Source organism: Paenibacillus sp. LT-B23, assembly GCF_059417685.1.
In genome coordinates, this window is sequence record NZ_JBSQBM010000001.1 from 546,333 (window position 1) to 566,395 (window position 20,063).

General features: G+C 44.2%; 15 protein-coding genes and 1 pseudogene. 11 read left to right on the forward strand and 5 right to left on the reverse strand.

All coding sequences use genetic code 11. From position 1 onward, the window contains the following. Positions 1 to 144 precede the first annotated feature (144 nt). Positions 145 to 2,196 carry a fibronectin type III domain-containing protein gene (locus ACWXW9_RS02405; RefSeq protein WP_494928102.1) on the forward strand — a complete coding sequence of 684 codons (2,052 nt, stop codon included), beginning with the start codon at positions 145 to 147 and terminating at the stop codon, positions 2,194 to 2,196. 657 nt (positions 2,197 to 2,853) lie between these two features. Here ACWXW9_RS02405 and ACWXW9_RS02410 read toward each other — a convergent pair. Continuing rightward, positions 2,854 to 4,041, reverse strand: a complete 1,188-nt coding sequence (locus ACWXW9_RS02410) for a macrolide family glycosyltransferase (protein WP_494928103.1) — start codon at positions 4,039 to 4,041, stop codon at positions 2,854 to 2,856. Positions 4,042 to 4,360: 319 nt separating this feature from the next. Here ACWXW9_RS02410 and ACWXW9_RS02415 point away from each other — a divergent pair. Then, a pseudogene (locus ACWXW9_RS02415) lies at positions 4,361 to 4,630 on the forward strand (histidine kinase); the annotation flags it as partial. Between the two features lie 217 nt (positions 4,631 to 4,847). Here the strand turns inward: ACWXW9_RS02415 and ACWXW9_RS02420 are convergent. Both ACWXW9_RS02420 and ACWXW9_RS02425 read right to left on the reverse strand, forming a co-directional pair. Continuing rightward, on the reverse strand, positions 4,848 to 7,124 hold the full coding sequence (locus ACWXW9_RS02420; protein WP_494928104.1) for an alpha-galactosidase: 2,277 nt from the start codon (positions 7,122 to 7,124) through the stop codon (positions 4,848 to 4,850). Positions 7,125 to 7,205: 81 nt separating this feature from the next. After that, positions 7,206 to 8,192, reverse strand: a complete 987-nt coding sequence (locus ACWXW9_RS02425) for a LacI family DNA-binding transcriptional regulator (protein ID WP_494928105.1) — start codon at positions 8,190 to 8,192, stop codon at positions 7,206 to 7,208. Positions 8,193 to 8,763: 571 nt separating this feature from the next. Between ACWXW9_RS02425 and ACWXW9_RS02430 the strand changes: the two genes are divergently transcribed. The 9 genes from ACWXW9_RS02430 (at position 8,764) to ACWXW9_RS02470 (ending at position 17,471) form a co-directional block, all read left to right on the forward strand. Continuing rightward, positions 8,764 to 10,365 carry an alpha-amylase family glycosyl hydrolase gene (locus tag ACWXW9_RS02430; protein ID WP_494928106.1) on the forward strand — a complete coding sequence of 534 codons (1,602 nt, stop codon included), beginning with the start codon at positions 8,764 to 8,766 and terminating at the stop codon, positions 10,363 to 10,365. Between the two features lie 568 nt (positions 10,366 to 10,933). Next, positions 10,934 to 11,350, forward strand: coding sequence for a MarR family winged helix-turn-helix transcriptional regulator (locus tag ACWXW9_RS02435; protein ID WP_494928107.1), 417 nt, complete (start codon positions 10,934 to 10,936; stop codon positions 11,348 to 11,350). 357 nt (positions 11,351 to 11,707) lie between these two features. Continuing rightward, a complete protein-coding gene (locus tag ACWXW9_RS02440) occupies positions 11,708 to 12,364 on the forward strand; it encodes an ABC transporter permease (RefSeq protein WP_494928108.1) in 657 nt (218 codons plus the stop codon). Between the two features lie 9 nt (positions 12,365 to 12,373). Continuing rightward, positions 12,374 to 13,282: a glycine betaine ABC transporter substrate-binding protein gene (locus ACWXW9_RS02445; protein WP_494928109.1), complete on the forward strand. Its 909-nt coding sequence runs from the start codon at positions 12,374 to 12,376 to the stop codon at positions 13,280 to 13,282. A gap of 23 nt (positions 13,283 to 13,305) precedes the next feature. Further along, entirely contained in the window at positions 13,306 to 14,073 is a 768-nt protein-coding gene (locus tag ACWXW9_RS02450) for an ABC transporter ATP-binding protein (RefSeq protein WP_494928110.1), read from the forward strand. Then, positions 14,070 to 14,678 (forward strand): ABC transporter permease, encoded by a 609-nt coding sequence (locus ACWXW9_RS02455; RefSeq protein WP_494928111.1) that lies wholly within the window; start codon positions 14,070 to 14,072, stop codon positions 14,676 to 14,678. The genes ACWXW9_RS02450 and ACWXW9_RS02455 overlap by 4 nt, the downstream gene beginning before the upstream one ends. Before the next feature lie 35 nt (positions 14,679 to 14,713). Further along, positions 14,714 to 15,679 (forward strand): zinc-binding alcohol dehydrogenase family protein, encoded by a 966-nt coding sequence (locus tag ACWXW9_RS02460; RefSeq protein WP_494928112.1) that lies wholly within the window; start codon positions 14,714 to 14,716, stop codon positions 15,677 to 15,679. Positions 15,680 to 15,961: 282 nt separating this feature from the next. After that, a complete protein-coding gene (locus ACWXW9_RS02465; protein WP_494928113.1) occupies positions 15,962 to 16,381 on the forward strand; it encodes an ester cyclase in 420 nt (139 codons plus the stop codon). A 313-nt stretch (positions 16,382 to 16,694) separates the two neighbouring features. Continuing rightward, a complete protein-coding gene (locus ACWXW9_RS02470; protein ID WP_494928114.1) occupies positions 16,695 to 17,471 on the forward strand; it encodes an SPL family radical SAM protein in 777 nt (258 codons plus the stop codon). A 778-nt stretch (positions 17,472 to 18,249) separates the two neighbouring features. On the opposite strand, the gene ACWXW9_RS02475 is transcribed toward ACWXW9_RS02470, so the two are convergent. Further along, positions 18,250 to 18,978: an HAD family hydrolase gene (locus tag ACWXW9_RS02475; RefSeq protein WP_494928115.1), complete on the reverse strand. Its 729-nt coding sequence runs from the start codon at positions 18,976 to 18,978 to the stop codon at positions 18,250 to 18,252. Between the two features lie 28 nt (positions 18,979 to 19,006). Beyond that, complete coding sequence (locus tag ACWXW9_RS02480; protein ID WP_494928116.1) at positions 19,007 to 20,056, reverse strand: zinc-dependent alcohol dehydrogenase; 1,050 nt, start codon at positions 20,054 to 20,056, stop codon at positions 19,007 to 19,009. Positions 20,057 to 20,063 lie beyond the last annotated feature (7 nt).

The window sequence follows — 20,063 nt, forward strand, 5'->3', positions numbered from 1 at the left end:
CATTTCCTTTAAATATTCCGATAACATTTAAATGAACGTCTATTGCTTATGCTAGGCTGACATGGCTGGATTACAATAGGAGGATTTTGTAATCTTACCAACTGGTTTGACAAATACATATTGTTATCAAGGAGTGCACAGATCATGAAAAAGAAGGGATTGCGCCAATGGATGGCTCCGTTCGCAACGGTTACTCTGATTTTGAATACGGGATATGGCATCTTGGGAGGAACGGATGTAGCGGCGAGTGCGTTGCCTGCCAAAGAGCATAGCTGGAATTTGAAAAATCCGGGTATAGAGCAGTCACATGCAAACATATTAGCAGGTCAAGGGCGCTATGCGAAGGTTGGTTCGGGTACAGGCGTGACTACGCTTACAGAAGTAGATGGTCAAAGAACCTATATTAACAGAATTATAAAAACGTTGGCGAACCAAACAGCTGCTGTGAGTATTGCACCTGGAGAAGTAAGCCATTTGACAGCGGTTCCGGCAGATACAACAAAGATGAACTTGTCTTGGACAAATCCGACGGACACCAATTTTGACCATGTAAAGGTCAGCGTCAGCACGGACGTATATGTAGATAACATCAAAAGTAATTCTTATATGATGAGCGGCTTACAGCCTGATACAACATATAACTTTCGCGTGCAGACGGTGGATAAGAGCGGAAATGAATCTCAAGGGACTTCAGTACAGGCCAAAACGGCTTCTGTTGTTCCTGTAGATAAGACACCTCCAGGAGAGGTGAGCGGGCTGACAGCGACGAATTTGGGTTACAACGCTTTTACTGTGAATTACATTTTGCCCAAGGATGCTGACCTGAGCCAAGCGATTATCTATCTAAATGATAGGGAAGTGCAGCGAACCTTAGGTACGTCCTACACGTTTAGTGGCTTGATCGCTTCCACTAACTATACCGTAACGGTCAAAACAGTGGATAAATCCGGAAACGTATCTGGGGGGGTTAGTATTCCAGTTACAACCCCAACAGTCTCCGTCGATACTTCGTCCGTGCCAGATGTGACTGGAGCGACAGTGACGTCCGTTGGTAATCAGAGTATATCCATTTCCTGGACGAGACCCAGCGGGATTAGTACAGTTAGTCTATATCTGGATGGGCAACTGATAACAGATTCATCAGGAACGACATATACGTTCACGAACCTGAAAGCAGCTCGGTCGTATGGAATTACGATTAGGTCCAAGCGGAGCACAGGTGCGTTGTCCTCTGGCGTGAAGCTGAGTGCGACGACTAATTCGAGCACCAGTACGTCGGAAGTAACCAATCTTGAGGTAGACAGCAAGGATGAAACCTGGATAAAAATCACCTACGATATTCCGAGTGAAGCGCAGAGGGTGAAAATATATGTTGATAATGACTATCGTGGGGCTACAACCTCTGAGTCCTACAATATTACGAATTTGCGTGCAGGACGCTGGTATGTGATTAAGGTAGTAGCAGTAAAAAGCAATGGAGGGGAATCTTCAGGTGTGAGTTTGTCGGAACGTACGGATACTTCCTATTCGTCTTCGTCATCTAGTTCATCAGACTATGAGGAAGCAAGAGATTTGATGAGGACTGCGGAGAATAACCTGAGTGCATCCAGTTGGCGTGCTGCCAGAGACGCAATTAGTGATCTGCCAAGCGGGTCGCGTAAAAGTGATCTGCTGGATCGACTGGAAGCTATTCGCAATCGTGTGTTTAATACCAGCGGTTCATCAACCACGACAAGTACAAATACAGGTACAACAACCTCTGGCTCAGCGTCGGTGTACTCCAACAATGCGGTTGCCCCATACGCAACTTCATTCACCCTCACACCAGGAGCTAAATATGCTTACGTGGATGGTCGCGCTATGTCGATAGATCAGGCCCCGCAGATCATAAATGGGGTGACGATGGTTCCGCTACGTTTTATCAGCGAACGGGTGGGCTACCAGGTGAATTATGAAAGAGGGACCAAGCGGATCCTTATGAATCGCCCTACTGAAGGCAAACAGGTGATACTTCAAATTAAGAATCCCAAGATGGTAGTATATGAGCTAAATATATCCCGGAATTCCTCAACTCCCATCACAGCCCCGATTATTGTTAAGGGCTACACGTTAGTTCCACTAAGAGCCATTAGTGAGCTTTCGGGCTACCAAGTGAATTATAGCACTGCATCCAAACAAATTACGATTACAAAATAAATGCTTTTGTAAAAATGGTTCCAAGTAAAGAATCTGGAACTCAACTTGTCGAGAAACCCGGTCATTTCCATAACGTTGGGTTTCTCTTTTTTTTGTATGTCACACGAAAAATGAAAAAGCGATGGATAGACAGGATCCTTTTCTCTGAAGAAGAACTGCTTTCTTTAAATGAGGTGAGCAAGCTTCCTGTGGAGTATCCTGGATGGATGCTGAAATCGTGGAGCCAAGCGAGAGTTAAACAGATAGAGGACTCACGAACCAGAGGAATCCTCTCTTGAAACTTAACACATTCCGAATCCACTCCAATCTGGATTAATCGTCAGCCCGCTCGCCCTCGGCAAGATGACTTTCAGCACTCCGCATTGGGGATCAACCAACGAAGTTCTGAGTCTATCTTCGATGCCTACATTGCACTGAATGCCAGCATTAGCAAGCAAGTGACGGGAATCTATTTAACTGCTCTTAAGAACATGCTTTAAGCAAGGGATAGTTATAGAGTTATGGAACTAAAGTAGCCAAAAACATTCTCAATTGATGAGAGTGTTTTTGGCTACTATCAATATATTCAGAAATAATAAGCAACCCCTAAAACTTATTGAGTATTCTTTAGATGAATATAATCTAAAGTCTTAGCTAAAAAGGAAAAAAAACCGCGATTTACGCGAGCTCTTTTTGAAGATAAGCATCAATTTTTGCAAGGGCTTCTTCTGTACCGCCGGATTGCTGGAAGCTGCTATTTATTTTTTGTATGCCCTCTTTATACACTGCGTTCGACATCACTTCATCTACGGCCTCTCTTAACGATTGTGCATTGATATGGTCCTTGGTTATTCGATAGCCCGCTTGAAGTTCCGTTAACCGCTGCGCGACCAGCGGCTGATCCTTGTCCTGGGGCAGTACAACCAAGGGTACATTGAAGTGAATCCCTTCATTCACGCTGTTCATCCCACCGTGAGTAATAAACACATCTGAATGACGTAATACCTCCAATTGAGGAACATAGTGCGAGATAATAAAGTGTTCGGGGACTGGATTGATTTTCGTAAAATCAGCTTTCTCGCCGGCTGCAATCACGACGATGCCTTCAAAATCGGCAAAAGCTTCAATACAGGTGTTAAAAAAGTCTTCAATATGATCTAAAACCGTTCCCATCGAAATATACAGAACCTTGTTATCTTGTAATGCATCCAGGGGAAATGAATTTTCTCCTTTGCGCTCTGGGAAGCTGGGACCAATAAAAAGATTCTCGTCACCAAAAAGTTCACCATTCGGTTGGAAATATCGACTGGTATATACCACATTCAGCGCCCCTGAATTGTTCATAAATTGCACCATATGCTCGGGAGTAACACCGAATCTTTCTTTCATATGCTGCAGCGAGGTTGTGGCATGTTCATCAAGCTGAAACGGTACTTTAGCATCAGTACGAAAGAGGTTGGTAGCCATCCGATTCTTCGAAATAAGAAAGGATGGAGAGGAAGCAATACCGGGAATATTCAAATAATCCCTAACTAATTCACCAGCTCCGAATCTATCATAGAACACAAAATCAAAATCAATGCTTTCGGACAACTTTTGGGTAATGGCCAATATGTCCAGCGAAGTCTGAATATGAATGTTCAAAAATGCGTTCAATCCGGCTGGAGAAGCGGTGTTGATGAAAGCAGTCCTGACCAGATCGGGATGTAGGTGAACCGTTGCTCCAACGGCTTCGAGTCTGTCCTTGTATTTTTCAGTTGTAATGTAATGTACTTGATCTCCCCGTGCCGCAAAAGCTTGCGTAATCCCGATCGTAGGATTCACATGTCCTTCTGCCGGAAAGTTAACCATTAATATGTGTAACATTCATCATCACTCCCTTTACGCTTCGTTGGAGATCACAGTTTTCACTGAAACTCTCTATCTATAATAACAATAATTTTTATATTTACAAATGATATCCTTTTTGCAACCATATCTTAAGATCTCTTCAAGCATATCTACTTGTCCTTTCAGAATTCCTAAAGGGAATTTTTTCGATTCCGTTACACCTTAAATTTACCGCAGATGAACATTCAATAAGTTCATTTTCCAAGGGATTGTTGAATGTTAAGCTGAACTTACAGTTATTTTTTTGTTATGCATTTTGAGATCTTAAGGGAGTGTGAAACATTGAAAACTAATTGCGCGGATTCGTACCCAAAACTTTCTTAATGAACTGGAGCTTGCACATCAAAAAGAAGAAGAGCTTACGTTAGCCAACGAGCAGCAACGCATGGCACGGGATTTGCATGATACACTGGCTCAAGGTCTTGCTGGCCTGATTATGCAGTTGGAAGCCGTAGATGCCCATCTGACAAAAGGCAGCTCACAGAGAGCCCATGAAATCGTTCAACGGTCCATGTCCCAGGCGCACAAGGCTTTGGCTGATTCACGACGTGCTATAGACAACCTGTTAAGGTTCTCCGGGAATCAGTAGTCATTCATACGAGATTAGAGGGAACCCGAAGAGACCGTGTGAAGAGGCTTATGACGCATTCTTATATTAAAGTGCGTCTTCGCCATTAACGGACGGGTAGATAACTAAAATATTGGAGTAATTATTAAACAAGGCAGACCGGAGAATCGGTCTGCCTTGTTTAAATTTTTATCGTCACTGACTGCATTCGTGATCAGCGGGGGATCGCCTTAATGCGGAAGGTAGAGCTGGCGAAATCCCCTGTTAGATCCGAGACCACAAGCCCAATTCTCATCAGGCGGTCACCTCCAAAGATTTCGCCATCGAACGCTACGCTGAAGGGGGAGCCGCCGTCTTCCGCCAAGGTATTAACCGCATGATCTGCAGTGTTGCCCGTTGCCCCGGTTTCGATTTTATACTTTTTCTCCGGGTCAAGTCCTTTTAGTGTTAATCGTCGGATTGGCCCATTCGGTTCAGCCAGTACGCGGAAGTAAGCGACAAACGCTTCCGACTGGTCCTCGCTAACGAACATCCAGGCCGTATCACCTCGGCCTTCAAATGGGCTAAGGAGCCGATACATATCCCCCTGCTGTACAAGGGAGCGAATTTCCTTGTACTGGGCGATTTGTTTGGCAGCGAACTCCTTTTCTTCCTTTGTAAATGCAGTAAGATCAAGCTCGTAGCCAAAGTTGCCACTCATTGCCACATCGCCGCGTATGGCGAGGGAGGTGATTCGTCCCACCTGGTGGTTCGGCACGCTTGATACGTGTGCCCCCATGGTGCTGGCGGGATACACGATGCTTGTTCCGTACTGGATAGCCAACCTTTCAATCGCATCGGTATCGTCGCTGGTCCATGTTTGCGGCATATAGTAGAGCATTCCTGGATCGAACCGTCCGCCACCTCCGGAACAGCTTTCGAACAAGATGTCCGGGAACCGGGAGGTCAGGCGTTCCAGCAGATCGTAAAGTCCGAGCATATAACGGTGTGCGGTTTCCTTTTGCCGTTCGCTAGGAGCTGTAGCCGAAGCAATCTCCGTCATATTACGGTTCATGTCCCACTTGACATAAGTAATCGGAGCGATTGAGAATACGGAGCTAAGCGTATCGTACAAGTAATCGCATACTTCTTTGCGGGAGAGATCAAGCACCAACTGGGATCGGCCTTCCGTCCGCCGCCGCCCCTCAGCATGCAGGCACCAGTCAGGATGGTCACGGTATAGTTCACTATCAGGAGATACCATTTCCGGCTCTACCCACAAGCCAAATTGTAATCCTTGTTCATTCACCCGTTTGGCTAGGTCGGCAAGACCGCCAGGCAGCTTGCGGCGGTTCTCAAACCAGTCCCCAAGCGAATTGTCGTCATTATCGCGTTTGCCAAACCAACCATCATCAAGAACAAAGAGCTCAATACCGAGGGGTCCCGCTTCCTTAGCAATCGCCTCGATTTTATCAGCATCGAAGTTGAAATAAGTGGCTTCCCAATTGTTTACGAGAATAGGGCGTTCTTTGTCACGATAATCCCCCCGGCACAGCCGTGTACGATAGAGTCGATGATAAGTGCGAGACATGCCCCCAAGACCTTCTCCGGAAAAGACCAGTACGGCTTCAGGGGTCTGGAATGACTGATCCGGTTCAAGTTGCCAGGAGAAGTCAAAGGGATTGATCCCGATACTTACACGGGTCTGGTCGAACTGCTCTACTTCTGCCTGTGCGACGAAGTTGCTGCTATAGACCAAGCTGAAGCCGTACACATCACCACGATCTTCAGTTGCATCAGGACGAAGCAGTGCCAGAAAGGGATTCATCTGGTGACTGCTGGAGCCCCGACGGCTCTCCAAGCGAATGGCACCGGGCCCGAGGTCACGGCGCTGGATATGCCGTTCCCGCACCCAGGCACCGGACAGGTAGAGAGCTTGGTAGTTGGAATCGGCGAAATCGACAGAGGCGCTCATGGCTTGCTCAATATTTAGGATAGCGCTTCCAGTATGCTCAAACAGGGTAGACCGGGCAATAACACTGTAATTCGCAAATACAGTATAGAGCAGTGTAGCCTTAAGACCTGAGCTTTTGTCCTCAAGGATCAGAAAGAGGGTTGCTGCTTCATCATCCGATTCGGTATAGACGGCAGGAAGTCCTTCAAGCTTTGGTTTACCCGGAACAATGCGGTAACCAGTATATTTCAGCTCCGTAATCCGGGTGCCGTCCGCAAGTGCAACCTGGTAGGCGGGCTGACGAAAGTCGCTTGTTCCATACTGGGGATATTCCTGGGGAAGCGTGTCCAGGGAAATCGTACGATTGGAAGGAACGGGAGTGGGAGAGAAAGAGCAGCGCTCCCTAAGTTCCAGTATACTTGCTAGACTTTTGTCATGGTGAAGTCGAGCTCCCCAATAGACATGTGCGGGATATCCTTCTACAAGCTGGATAATATAGCTGCAATCCTTGGACTGCAGGTGAAACAAACCAAGCGTCTCGTCTACATGAATGTTCATGGTATTCACTCCTTGGGGGTTCATAATTTGTGTTCACATAAGAATATTTATCAATGACGTTAAGACTTTCAAGTGCTGATTTTAGCTGTTTTGGCATGAGCTCTCCCGTATGACAAGCTTAGTCCCGATTACGCTGTGCGCAGGTGGTTCACGTCCCTCAAACCGTTCAGCAAGCAGTTGAACGGCAGCCTTTCCCATCTGTTCGGGATAGGCACGCACAGTGGTTAGCGGTGGCTGTACGAAGGCCGCCATCTCAATGTCGTCGAAGCCGACGACGGCCATATCCTCAGGTACCATGACTCCATCTCCATGAAGGGCACGGAGGGCACCGATAGCGAGCGGGTCGCTTGCAGCGAAGCAGGCCGTCGGTCTTTCCTGTTCGACAAGTAGCTCGTTCATCATCCGATAGCCATCCGCGGTAGTCCAAGCGCCTATACGGACGAATTCAGGATTGTACAATCCCCGTTCCCGCATGAACCGTTCAAAATAATGCGCCCGTCGCTCTCCGTCGCTTTTACCGCCGATAAACCCGATTTGTCTGTGACCAAGCTCCAGTAAATGTCCGAGTGCCTGATCAACAGCTTGCCGGAAATGGAGGCGTACGGAATCGTACTCCAACTGTTCATGGTACTGGTCGACAAGGACAATGGTATTCTTGTTGGGATGCAGCTTGATCACCTCTTCAGGATCGACGCCGCCCACGACAATCAGACCGTCCGTCTTCTGCAAGCTGACGATGGAAGAGCGGCCTCGCAGGGTCTGCCCCAACGTCAGGCCAAGCTCTTCACAGCGCAGTTCGATTCCACGGCGGATCGAGGCATAATACGGATCGTCCCGTTCCTCTTCAATGGAACACCACAGCAGAAGGGAGACTGTCTTCCCACCACGTTCCGTGTTCTGCTTTAATTGCCTCAGCCGGGAAGGCTTATACCCGAGCTGTTCAGCAATCGAAAAAATTCTGTTTTTGGTGTCAGGGCTCACGGACAGAGACAGATCGTTATTTAAAACCCTTGAAACTGTTGCAGCAGACACACCCGCTTCGCGGGCAATGTCTTTAATGGTTGCCAAAAAAGCTCACACCTTTTTTAGTTAATAAATTTACTAAAATTCGACTTCATCCTAACACATCCCATTAATACTTTCAAGATGCCGGCTGAATCTTTAAGATTACTTTTGATCTACTCTTGTACAGATTAGTTGTGTTAACATGATGAATATTCTCTTGATGACGGAGGGGTTTCAAATTGAATATTCTGTCACTATGCCTGCAATTGCGACTGAAAATAAATCGTCGTATAAGTGGGAGAGGATATAGTGAATACAGAGTTGGATCGGTTTGGAAAAGCTTCCCCCCTTTCATCGCAGCTCGAGTAGCCAAAGTAATAGCTTGATAGCTAGATTTTTTCGGTTTAGAAGTTCTCTTTTTTCGAGAGGAGCCCAATCATGATCTACAGCCGTGAACTGGTCCACAGACACCTGTCAGGAGAGCGCCTGAAGGAGCACGTCGTGTTTTCGTTCGATACTGAGAAACAAAAAGATCGATATTTTCCACCATATTAGATAATAATATCCCCTTTTTTTGGATTGTTTCTCTTTATAATGAAAGCGCACTCATAACAATTTAAGGAGCTGATATGTTTTGACACGTAACAAATGCTTAAGAAGATTGTCCACCGCTATGTTAACGGTGCCTATGCTCACGATGTTCGCTTCAGGTGCAATGGCCGAGCAGGCAATGAATGGACATAAGCCTCCGGTTTCTGCTGGAAGCGGTGTGTTTTATGAAATTTATATCAATTCTTTTTATGATTCGAATGGAGACGGACACGGTGATTTGAAAGGAATTACACAAAAGCTTGATTACTTAAACGACGGCAATCCCCGTTCGGGCAAGGATTTGCAGGTCAGCGGCCTCTGGCTCATGCCCCTGAATCCGTCTCCAAGCTACCATAAATATGATGTAACCGACTACTATCAGGTGGACCCGCAGTATGGGAGTCTGAATGATTTCCGCACCTTGATGAAAGAAGCAGACCGAAAGGGCGTCAAGGTGATCATGGACCTTGTTATCAATCATTCGAGCAGCGAGCACCCTTGGTTCAAGGAGGCCAGCGCCAACCCGCAAAGCAAATACCACGACTATTACGTATGGGCGGATGAGAACACAGATCTGGAAGAAAAGGGCTCGTGGGGCCAGCAGGTATGGCATAAGAATCCGAATGGGGAAGGGTATTTTTACGGTACGTTCTGGTCAGGAATGCCGGATCTGAACTTCGACAATCCCGAAGTCCGCAAAGAAATGATCAAAGTCGGCAAGTATTGGCTGCAGCAGGGTGCACAGGGGTTCCGGCTTGACGCGGCGATGCATATTTTTAAAGGGCAGACGAAGGATGGTGCCGATAAAAACATCGCGTGGTGGAATGAGTTCCGTTCCGAGATGGAGAAGGTAAATCCAAATGTATATCTGGCAGGAGAGGTATGGGACAAACCGGAAACAATAGCTCCTTATTACGGACCGCTCCACTCCCTGTTTAATTTTGACCTGGGCGGAACGATTTTGAACTCCGTGAAAAACGGTCGGGATCAGGGTATCGCGACATTCGCCGAGAAAACGCTGAAACTGTACAAATCGTACAATAAGGCGGCACTCGATGCTCCGTTCCTGAGCAACCATGACCAGACCCGTGTCATGAGCGAACTGGGCGGGGATGTGCGAAAATCCAAGCTGGCCGCTTCCATTCTTTTGACGCTTCCGGGTCAGCCGTTCCTCTATTACGGGGAAGAAATCGGCATGAAGGGGGAGAAGCCCGATGAGTATCTTCGGGAGCCTATGCGCTGGTACAAGGGAGATGGCCCTGGTCAACCAACGTGGGAGAAACCCAAATACAACACAGGCGAAGTGTCGGTCGAAGCGCAGTTGCGGGACGATGATTCCCTGCTGGAAAGCTACCGCACGCTAATCCGTCTGAGGGAAGAACATGAAGCTCTCCGCAGCAAAAGTCTGCAACCTATCCAAACAGGTTCTGCCAGCGTGGCCGCATTTACACGCACTTCAGGCAAAGAAACATTGTATGTATATCATAACCTGTCTAGAGAGCCGGTTACCCTGCAGATGAAAGATTTGGATAAAGGTAAGTGGAAAGTGGTCTTCTCCACCTCGAAGGATGTGAAGGTGAAGAAAGGAATGGTCACGATTCCGGCCTACAGTTCTCTGATTACTGAAGAAGACAGAAAGAGCTGAACATACGCAAACTTACCTCTCAAATGAAGCGTGATATAGATCAATGAATCTATGTTGGGGTGTTAAGAGCACCCCTTTTTTATATGAGTTTTGCTGCATACAAATAGAAGATATTGAAACCGGAAGGAGAGCAGTTATATATCAAAAGAAAGTTTTTACGACCGGCAAAGGAGCTTTGACCGACCAAGCACTAGATACTTTGTGTTTTTTGTCTGGTCGACTTTACCCAACTTTCGTTCCTGAGTCCGAAGCGGATCGGACAGGCTCCAATAAAAGAAAACTCGAAAATAATTGAGAAAACGACCGCATTTTCGTTGAAGTTTTTGTCGGAGGACAAGAACATGTATTCATAGCCGATTTGATGATTATCTAAATGAAAAGTGCTCTGTTTTTTTGGTGCAGGATGTTTAGCTACAAATAATTGCATTACTCCATATGATTGGTCAACGGCATTGCAAAAGTGAATTTACTGTTGTTATTCAATTTTTAAATTGCATGTTAGACAAGGATTGACCGATCTAAAACTAGTTACTTGACAAAAGTTTTATATAAAATTAAAATGATATCCATGAATGAAACATACATTTTGTCTTTGGTGGGACGAATACATCGTCATGGCAATCGGTTCATAGAAAGTGAGTTGCGCAATAGAAATATAAGGGATATTGCACCATCACACGGTGATATTCTGTTTCAACTTTATCGGCATGATAGTCTCACTATGCATGAGTTATCTAAGCTAATTGATAGAGATAAGTCAACAGTAACAGTTTTGGTCGATAAAATGGTGAAAAGGGGATACATTCAAAAAGAAAAGGATTTACAGGATACTCGCATATATCGGCTGACTCTTACAGAAAAAGGACATGATCTTCGAGAGGAATTTGAAGAAATATCGGATTGTTTGTTAGCGAAAATATACGATAAATTTACACATGAAGAAAAATCTCGTATCATGGAACTCCTTCAAAAGATCGAATTATAAATTAATTTTTTTTGCTAAAAAGGTTTTATATAAAACTAAAAATATACGATTCTATATACAATCTTAAGATCGGACAAACTAGTTTTTCGAACAGATTATTTTTTTGTTTTGGAGAAAGATCTCTGTTTTCTCTATTTCAGGATCAATTAAGAACGATTCTCCTAATCAGAAGGTGTCCTACTTGAATCAAAGATTATTTAAGAATAATTCTATATTTTTAAGAGAAGAGTAAGTTTATCCCTGCTTCTTCAACTTTGCAGCACAAAGCAAAAATAGTGAAATAGGAAAAGGTCATTCAGGCGAACTTATACCTTATATGGTTCTCATAAGAAGATAAGGGTTAGAGAGGAGGACACATTGAGCAGCAATTTGTGGATGCAGTTTTCAGATTATTTTATCAATTACATGAACAACTATTGGGTTTCTGTAAAAGAACATATAGAGATTAGTTTTCTAGCAATACTGATTTCATCAATAATTGGAATTGTTTGTGGGTACGTCTGTACAGAGTGTAAGAAATACGAAAAATGGATAGTGTCCATGTTTCAGGTCTTGCGTATTATTCCAAGTTTGGCTGTTCTTATATTACTGATTCCTATTATGGGCACAGGGATACAGCCGGCTATGACAGCCTTAATACTGCTAGCCATTCCGCCAATTATTATGAATACTGTTGCAGGACTAGAAGAAGTTCCTCCATTTGTGCTGGAAACAGCGCTTGGAGTTGGAATGTCAAAGAGGCAACTACTATGGAAAGTTAAGTTTCCATTAGCCGCGCCATTGATTCTAACCGGAGTGAAGACAGCTATGATTGAAGTTATTGCAAGTGCGACACTAGCCTCAAAGATCGGAGCAGGTGGACTCGGAGATATCATTTTTACAGGTTTGGGATTAAATCGAGTTGATTTACTTTTAATTGGGGGTATTTCGGTTGCGGTGTTTTCTATAGTGGCGGGGCTATGTCTTGATATGACGGATAGATTGTTGTTTGGATATAAATTTCTTAGAAAGTAGGCCAAGATCATGTTTAAAAAGAACTTACAAAGGTTTACTGCAATCCTAACAGTTATATTGTTAGTGGCAATGATTGCAGCATGTGGGAATAAGAGCACTAATCCAGAAAAAAATACTACGATTCGTGTCGGAACAAAAGACTTCACGGAGAACTTAATTGTTGGAGAACTGTATGCACTAGCTTTGGAAGATGCTGGATATAGGGTGGAAAGGGTTTTTAATATTGCGGGCTCAGTTATTCATACTTCCCTTATAAATAATGAAATTGATATATATCCCGAGTACACGGGTACGGCTTTATTGACCATTTTGAATATGAATCAAATGACCGATCACGAGAAGGTTTATAAGACAGTTAAAGAGGAATATAAAAAGCAATTTCAGGTTACTTGGCTTAATTACTCAAACGCAAATGACGGAGCTGGTCTTGTTATACGTACTGAGGTATCCAAAAAGCTTGGGATAACCACAATTTCAGACCTGCAAAAACATGCTAGTGAACTTCGTTTTGCCTCGCAAGGGGAAGTTGATCAACGAGAAGATGGAATACCGGCATTAGAAAAAGTGTACGGGAAATTTAATTGGCAATCATCAAAGGTGTATGATAACAGTCTGAAATATGAGGTGTTAAGTAACAATGAAGCCGATGTCGCACCCGCCTATACAACAGAGGGAAGGCTGGTTAATACAGATCAATTCACGCTGTTGGAAGATGACAAATATGTATGGCCGCCATATAATTTAGCGCCAGTTATTCGTGACAATATGTTAAACGCTAATCCCGAAATTGCAGAGATTATTAACAAGGTAAGTGCTACATTGGATACCAAAATAATCACTTCATTAAATGCTAAAGTAGACGTCGATAAAAAGGAATATGAAGATGTCGCCAAGGAATATTACGAATCCATTAAATAATGGACTTCACGGAGGAAAACAAGATGCCTCATACAGCGATAGAATTCAACAATGTAAGTAAAAAATATGCTCAATCGGAAAATAACGTGGTGGACCATGTAACTCTATCCATACAAGAAGGAGAGTTTATTACCATCCTAGGCTCATCCGGTTCCGGTAAAACAACTTTATTAAAAATGATAAACCGTCTATATGAACCAAGCGAAGGGAATATCACATTATTTGGTGAGGATATTGCAACAGTTGACCCTGTGAAAATAAGAAGACAAATTGGCTATGTTATTCAGCAGGTAGGGTTATTTCCTCACATGACAATAAGTAAGAACATTGCCATAGTGCCTAAACTTTTAAAATGGCCAAAAACAAAAATTGCTTCTAGAGTAGATGAGTTGCTATCTCTTGTTGGATTACAGCCACAGGAATATAAAAACCGTTATCCGGCGCAATTATCTGGTGGTCAACAACAGAGGGTTGGATTGGCAAGAGCCTTAGCTACTAACCCGGAAATTATGTTGCTGGATGAACCCTTTGGAGCTATTGATGCAATCACTCGAATGAATTTGCAGGATGAGCTTTTGCGTATTCATGGTGGATTAAAGAAAACATTTTTATTTGTTACACACGACATCAATGAAGCGTTTAAACTCGGAACTAGGGTCATACTCATGGATAGAGGAAGGGTTTGTCAGTTTGATACACCAAGAAATGTTGTGAAGAATCCTGCAAACGATTTTGTATCCTCACTCATTGCTTCTTCAAAGCAAGAACGGTTTTGGGAGGAGTTAGATTGATCGATTATGTCATAAAACACCCTGATAAGTTAGGAAACGCCCTCTGGGGACATTCGGTAATCGTATTTATTACACTGCTGTTCTCCCTTTTGCTGGCTTCTATTTTGACGATCTTGTCCATGTACTCTACCACATTGTCAAAGATACTGATTTATTTGTTTTCAGTTATTTATTCTATTCCCAGTTTGGCTCTTTTCACTATGATGATCCCATTAACCGGATTGGGTGATGTGACAGCCATAACTGTTTTTGTTGTCTACAATCAGTACTTATTGCTTCGTAATTTTGTGGCAGGTTTGAATGACGTAGACCCGTCCATTATAGAAGCGGCTACCGGGATTGGTATGAGTAGAATGCAGGTTCTATATAATGTTAGGCTACCATTATCCAAGAAAGCAATATTTATCGGAATACGACTTGTGGTAGTTTCGACAATAGGCATGGCAACGATCGCCGCTTTTATCAACGCTGGAGGACTAGGAAATATTTTATTTGAGGGATTACGGACAATGAATGTTTACAAAATTGTGTGGGGAAGTATGCTCTCTGCCGGAATGGCGATTGGTGTAAACGCGTTACTTCTGAAAATTGAGAGAAGTATGTAGGTTTTTAGATATTTTATGGAAGGAAAGTGCAGAATATGAAGGCTATTGTGTTGGAAAAATCGTGTTCAGCAAAGGATCTTGTGGTAAGGGAAGTACCGAAACCTGAAGTAAAACCAGGCTGGGTGTTAGTCAAAATTAAGGCTTTTGGTATTAACAGATCCGAAATATTCACCAGACAAGGTGATTCTCCTACAGTTAAACTCCCTCGAATTCTTGGTATTGAATGTGTGGGTGAAATCGAAGATCCATCAGATAGCAAATTTGTGAAAGGACAGCGAGTTGTTTCTTTGATGGGTGGTCTTGGACGTGAATTTGATGGTAGTTATGCGGAATATACTCTGATTCCTCATAGTCAAGTTTATGCTGTTGACAACGAAATGGATTGGGTGGAATTGGCGGCGATTCCCGAAATGTATTATACAGCTTACGCGTCATTATTTGATACTCTCAGGCTGAATGAAGGAGAAACGCTTCTCATTCGTGGAGGAACCAGTTCTGTGGGACTAGCCGCAATGCAGCTTGCCAAAAGTAGAGGCGCGGTTGTTATTTCAACAACCAGAAGCAAAAACAAATTGGATTATCTCAAGGGATACGGCGCGGATTATGTGTTGCTTGACAATCAGAACTTATCGAATCAGCTTTTTTCAATTGCTCCCAAAGGTGTAAATAAGGTACTGGAATTAGTGGGGACTGTCACATTGAAACAATCACTAGAATTTGTCGCTGAGCACGGTATTCTATGTATGACGGGAATTTTGGGTGGTGAGTGGGAAATGGACCGTTTTGAACCTATGGTAGATATACCATCGGGAATCTATCTTACATCTTTTACAAGTACGCCAGTCAAAGAACATTTACTTGTCGAACTGTTCAATCATATTGAGAAACATCAAATTAAAGTACCAGTAGCGCGAGTTTTCTCACTGGATCAAATCGAAGAGGCACATTTATTAATGGAAAGTAATGTCGCTAACGGAAAAATTGTTGTTAAGAATACGTGATCAGCGACTATGTCGAGGCTATGAACCAATACTGCCCTTGTATTTATTAATGGAGCATTTTGTTCATCCCATTTTATATGCTTACGGGAGAATCAATAAAAAAAGGAGGGTGGATATGAATAATTGGTATCTTATTTAAATTTATATTTCACTCTGTCAAGGAGGTGAGTGTGGCGACAAGAAGGATATCTTGACTTCGAAAGGTTAGAATAGGTGAAGCAACGGACATCCTTTGGGATTAGTGTATTTTTTGTGAATAAGAGATTGGAAAGGAGTTCCACTATGACAACAGAAACCAATAAACACCTGATGCTTCGTTTTACAGAATTCATCAACACCGCGAGTGAAACTCTCTCTCAAGAACTCATTTCTCCGGATGCGGTATTTTATGTCCCAGGCAGCTCCGAGCCGATGCGTGGGCCGTCTGGTTACCTTGCAATTATCGAAATGATGAGAGTTGGCTTCCCAGATATTCAATGGACGCTGGAGGAGATGGTTGCCGAGGGGGATAAGGTTGCTGCACGCTTCACAATGCGAGGCACACACCAAGGTACCTTTTTCGGCTTTCAGCCAACAACAAAGGCAATTGAAGTGCAGGCTATGAATCTCTATCGACTGTCCGGCGGGAAAATTATTGAAGAATATGGCCAACCCGATTTGCTTGGGTTGCTGCAACAGATCGGAGCAGTGCCGACACCTTAAACGAATGAATTATTGGTTTTAGGGAGACGCAGCTTTTTTAGGTGCACTTAAAAAAGCTGCGTCTCCCATAGATAGGCTTTTGCGTTAATGCTACGGGGCTCAATTACGTTAACTCTAGCAAGCGAAGCTAAAATTTTGATTGCTACCGAAAAACAGGTGTTGGCTTTTCTTTTTCATAAAGAATTTCATTTGCGAGGTGCAGATATACTCTTACTTATAATAGGTAATCTTTATGTCTTAAGCGGCAAAAATTACAATGAATAACTCAATATTTTTTCAATCCTGACTTTAAAAATCGGTGAGGGGAATCCGAGTGGTAATTGAGATAAAAGATATTATTTCAAAGAAAATTCTTAGCGAAGCCAGGGGTTACTTGGATATAGGATTTACACATTCATTGAATCCATATAGTGGATGTGCATTTTCTTGCAGGTACTGTTACGTAAGAGAAATGCCTATTCAAAAGTTCAGAGATATTCCTTGGGGAGAATGGGTGGACATCAAAACAAACGCCGCTGAAATGTACGGTAGTGAAATGATCAAACTCCGTCAAAAAAACAGGACGGTGAATATTTTTATGTCCTCTGCAACAGATCCCTACCAACCTATTGAACGCAAAGCAGCCATTACAAGTCGGATATTAGAGGAAATGATTAAATTTCCGCCCGATCTACTTCAAATCCAGACACGAAGCTCACTCATCACAAGAGACCTTAATTTGTTAGTAAAATTAAAAGAAAAGTGTAAACTCGTGGTATCCATGACTATTGAAACAGACCGAGAGGATATCAAGCAAATCTTTTCTCCAAATGCACCTGGGATCAAATTACGGATTAAAGCCTTAAAAGAATTACACGATGCGGGAATATTTACTCAGGCTTCCATTTCTCCTGTACTACCGTTCACTCCTGATTTTCCTAAAGCTTTGGAAGGAACTGTGGATCGTATTTGGATCGATACGCTAAATATTGGGGACGGTTCAATGGGTAAGCGGTCAATGCGTTTAGGAATGCCTCAAATATTCAAAGTTCATAATCAATTAAAGTGGTATCATAAGGATATTCATATCAAAGTTGAAAAATATTTTTAAAAATTTTTCCCTAGTGAAACGATACGCGTTTCAAAAAATGAAGCTTACCCGGATAGTATGATGTGAATTTTGATTTCAGATGTCCCCGCTGAAACGGATTGTCATTTTAATTTAATGCAATCTACTATTAAACTCCTTTAGATATTAAAACTTTTCCACTTAATTTTTGTGTGTGAAATTGTTCCTGATTGGATCAGGTATACCTAAAACACTCTTGGGTAAATATTTATTTTATGAATTTATCAGTCTTGGGGTGAAGTCTACTTGCCGGACAAAATATAACCGCTATTATTGCTGAGGTGATCATGAAGATAGGGAGAACCTGCATGCGACCTTGGCATCAAGATCTTAAGCATAGTTGCTTCAGGTTAATGGTTAATTGTTGAGTACATCTGCTAAAAACCACACATCGTATTTTTAAAAAATGATCTCGAAAACCCTCTGGATTAAACATTTATGAGAAGCGTAGCTACTGATACACTTTAAATTGCGAGTCTACTTTAAGATCATGGGGAGATGATGAGCCAAGAGGAGAAAGCTTTTGAAGCAATGGACACGCGGAGGAATGAACCGAGGACGCATTCGATTTAACCAGGCCAATTCAATGTAAAGCACGCCCGTTAGAGTACACACAGGGCAGAATAAATGACATTCTCCAGTGTGTAGTCCAAGGGGCGTTATTTAATGCCCTCATCCATATTAAAGATCGGGCGCTTCCATATGATTATAAAGGGGGTATGCCTTCTGGTACATTTCAATTTTTGGTCTTGGCAGGCAGCTACTCCTCGAACGGCAGGCTCTCTTTAATTACCCACAGGTCGTCATAGCTGAGAATCCGGCGATCGGCTCTGGACAGGTCCTGCCGGCCCGAGCCGGGGTTGTGGAAGCCGATGCAGCGCATACCCGCACTCTTGGCTGCCTGGACACCGTTCCGTGAATCCTCAATAACGATGCAATGGGCCGGGGCAATGCCAAGCTGCTCGGCGGCGTATAGGAAGATGTCCGGTGCCGGCTTACCCTGCGATACTTCTTCTCCAGTGATTCGAATATCGAAGTAACGGCCAAGCCCTGTCTTTTCCATGATGAGATCAATCAGCTCCTGTGGAGAGGAAGAGGCCACCGCGATTGGAATCCTTCTTTCTTGCAGCCAGTCCAGCCACCGCTCCAACCCGTCAATTGCCACAAGGCTCTCGTGTGCAATCATCGTCTGCATCACATTTTTCCGGTGATAGGACAGAGCCTCTTCCACTGTATTGGTGAGCTGATGTCTGTCCAGCACCTGGCGCCACATGGATTCGAGTGTCACTCCAACATAGGTGTGGTGCTCTTTTTCCGTCATGGACGCACCGAAATGGGCAAAGGAGCTGCGTTCGATTTCAAAATAAATCGGTTCGCTGTCTACCAGTACTCCGTCCATGTCGAAGATGACCGCCTTGACTGGAACGGACGCTGTTGGGCCTCCCGTGCATTCATTATTCGGCTGCGTATCATGATAAATGGTTGTCATGTCCATCCCCCCTTGTTAATATCCGGATTTAGTTACCGGAGCCGTTCGATTGCAGCACAACCTTGATCGCCTGTGAAGAAGGCTGAAGTGTCCGCTCGCTGATATTGCATCCCAGGGTCAGAAAGGCCTCTCGGTAGTCTTCCAGCGGATAGGAGTGGGTAATGATTTTTTTGGCGGGAACGATCTGCTGCTCAATCAGGTAATGAGCCGTGGAGAACGTGCCCAGGGAATCAATCGAGCCGATGATTTTGAGGCTACGGTCAACTACCTCCTTCGGATTGAACGAGCTTGTCCCGTCCCTCAGCCCCACCAGCATCAGATACCCGCCGCTCGTAAGCCGGGATAGTACCTGGGTGCCAACCACGCCTGTAGTATCCACAATCATGTCAACCTGATTCTTTAGCGGTGCCAGCTCATGAATGGCCGACTCTAGTGTAGCGTGCACGGACCACCGCTTGGGGGCAACGGAATGCGCTATGGCAAGCCGTTCCTCCGAGATGTCGACGAGACAGCCGGTCACGCCTTTGGAAGCAAGAGCATAACTGTACAGAATCCCGATTGGTCCTGCGCCCAGAATGACGGTTGTAAAGTTCGGTAGCAGGTGAATCTGGTTGATTCCGGTTAGCATACAGCTCAGCGGTTCGGTCAGTGTCGCTTCTTCGTAGCTGATATGATCCTTCAGCTTGTACAGAAAACGATCCTCGGTCACATAATAATCAGTGAACGTGCCGTCGGCACTGACTCCAGTCTCCGTTACGGATTTATGTGTGCAATGATTCTGTCTTCCTGTCCGACACATATCACATTGACCGCAGTAGTACGTCGGATCAATCACAACCCGGTCCCCGGGCTGCATTGAACTGACGGCTGATCCTACAGCGATCACTTCCCCCGCTGATTCGTGGCCCAGGATAGTGGAAGGCACGGCATGATATTTGCCGCTGCTGATGCCTAGATCCGTACCGCATACGCCTGTCGCCCGAATCCGGACGAGAACGTGGTTATCTTTGGTAATTTCGGGGACGGGTCTTTCCTCAAGAGCCACATCCCAAGCTGATTTGTATACCAGTGCAAGCATGAATAGT

What these genes read in the sequence shown, in the direction of transcription:
- ACWXW9_RS02410 (WP_494928103.1), bottom strand. Translation starts at nt 4,041, where the DNA reads ATGTTACACATATTAATGGTTAACTTTCCGGCAGAAGGACATGTGAAT.
- ACWXW9_RS02450 (WP_494928110.1), top strand. Translation starts at nt 13,306, where the DNA reads ATGCCTCATACAGCGATAGAATTCAACAATGTAAGTAAAAAATATGCT.
- ACWXW9_RS02475 (WP_494928115.1), bottom strand. Translation starts at nt 18,978, where the DNA reads ATGACAACCATTTATCATGATACGCAGCCGAATAATGAATGCACGGGA.
- ACWXW9_RS02480 (WP_494928116.1), bottom strand. Translation starts at nt 20,056, where the DNA reads ATGCTTGCACTGGTATACAAATCAGCTTGGGATGTGGCTCTTGAGGAA.
- ACWXW9_RS02405 (WP_494928102.1), top strand. Translation starts at nt 145, where the DNA reads ATGAAAAAGAAGGGATTGCGCCAATGGATGGCTCCGTTCGCAACGGTT.
- ACWXW9_RS02435 (WP_494928107.1), top strand. Translation starts at nt 10,934, where the DNA reads ATGAATGAAACATACATTTTGTCTTTGGTGGGACGAATACATCGTCAT.
- ACWXW9_RS02460 (WP_494928112.1), top strand. Translation starts at nt 14,714, where the DNA reads ATGAAGGCTATTGTGTTGGAAAAATCGTGTTCAGCAAAGGATCTTGTG.
- ACWXW9_RS02420 (WP_494928104.1), bottom strand. Translation starts at nt 7,124, where the DNA reads ATGAACATTCATGTAGACGAGACGCTTGGTTTGTTTCACCTGCAGTCC.
- ACWXW9_RS02445 (WP_494928109.1), top strand. Translation starts at nt 12,374, where the DNA reads ATGTTTAAAAAGAACTTACAAAGGTTTACTGCAATCCTAACAGTTATA.
- ACWXW9_RS02465 (WP_494928113.1), top strand. Translation starts at nt 15,962, where the DNA reads ATGACAACAGAAACCAATAAACACCTGATGCTTCGTTTTACAGAATTC.